The organism is Desulfofundulus luciae (assembly GCF_030813795.1).
Classification (GTDB): domain Bacteria; phylum Bacillota; class Desulfotomaculia; order Desulfotomaculales; family Desulfovirgulaceae; genus Desulfofundulus; species Desulfofundulus luciae.
In genome coordinates, this window is sequence record NZ_JAUSUX010000067.1 from 1 (window position 1) to 1370 (window position 1370).

The 1370-nt window shown below is 57.9% G+C and carries 1 protein-coding gene; it reads right to left on the reverse strand.

Translation table 11 applies throughout. The features are described 5' to 3' along the window. On the reverse strand, positions 1-1370 hold a 1370-nt coding region (acsB, locus tag J2Z49_RS14730), incomplete at both ends, for an acetyl-CoA decarbonylase/synthase complex subunit alpha/beta (protein ID WP_307403944.1).

The following is a 1370-nucleotide window of genomic DNA, read 5'->3' on the forward strand; positions in this document are numbered from 1 at the left end:
GGATGCCCCTTCTCCTCCAGGAAGGGCAGGATCTCTTCGCCGCTGGTGCCCACAGTTTCATCGGCAATCTTATCCACAAAGTCCTTACCCAGGCCGGCTGCTTCGGCGGCTTCTTCCAGTTGCGGCCGCAACTGGTCTTTCAGGGCCTTGGGCATCCACACCACCCGGGCCAGGCCGCCGTCTGCGGGCACAAACTTGCGGGATGCCAGGTAGGACTTACTGATTCCCATAAAGCCGGGCATCTGGGCACCGCCGCCAATGGTGCCGGCCATGGTGGAGAAGGTCATCCCCGAGGGGGTCATGCCACCGTGCTCCCGGTTGACCACCATAAAGCCGTTGCACTCCGGCACCATGGCCAGGATGCATTCGAAGCAGCCGCAGGAAGTCATGGGATATTCCATGATGGTGTAGAAGTTGACCGCCTCGATGGTCCGCTGGGAGTTGGCGTGAACAAATTCGTTGACCGACTTCCACTGTCCTTTGACCGGATCTATGAGCCCCTCCAGCTTGATGGGCTGGTTTGGCCCGTGGGGGTTGATTTCATAGGAAGCCTTGGCGTCCAGCCAGCTCACCGCACCGCACAGGCCCGTCCGTTCGGGAGGAACGATGCACACGTGGGTGGGGGCAAAGGACTGGCAGAGGGTGCAGGAATAGAAGGTGTCCACGGTTTCATCCTTCAACTCCTTCAACCGGTCATCCCGTTTCTTGTAGTACTGCCGGGCCAGTTCCCGCATCTCCAGTACCTTTTGCTCGTCAGTGTAAATGGTTACCTGCACCCGGTCCACCACCGCGGCAAATTCCGACTTGAACTTGGCGTAGAGGATATTGCCCAGGTGTTTTAAGCGGAAGCCTTTGGCAAAAGCGCCGTTGCTTATGCGCACCCACATGATGTCCCGCTGGGCCACGTGCCATAGACCTTCGCCGTAGTTGGTGAAGTAATGTATGCGCCGCTCCAGCACGGGCTCGAAGTCTTCCTGCATCTTACGCCCGTAAACATCCACGATGATACCCAGGGGCATGGCGCTTCCCGGTTGTACGGTGTCGATGTCGGGACCAATCACTTCCACCTTGCCGTCTTCCACTTCGTCCGGGCCGACCATGCGCACCAGTTCGAAGCTGGGGGTCCTGGTGCCTCCGAATTCCACATACATGTCCTTCTTGCGGATGGACTCACCCTCGAAGGCCGGGCCGACGGTGATGGGCGCATCGATGTCTATGCTGGTAATCTTAATTTCACGCAACTCCATACCCAGCTGGATGGCTTTTTCCAGATCCGGCTCGTAGATAAACCAATCTTTTATTTGCTTGTCTTCAGGCAAGGGCTGGTCGGTGATAATGGGAATGCCGATGTTGATTGCCCCCATGCAGGC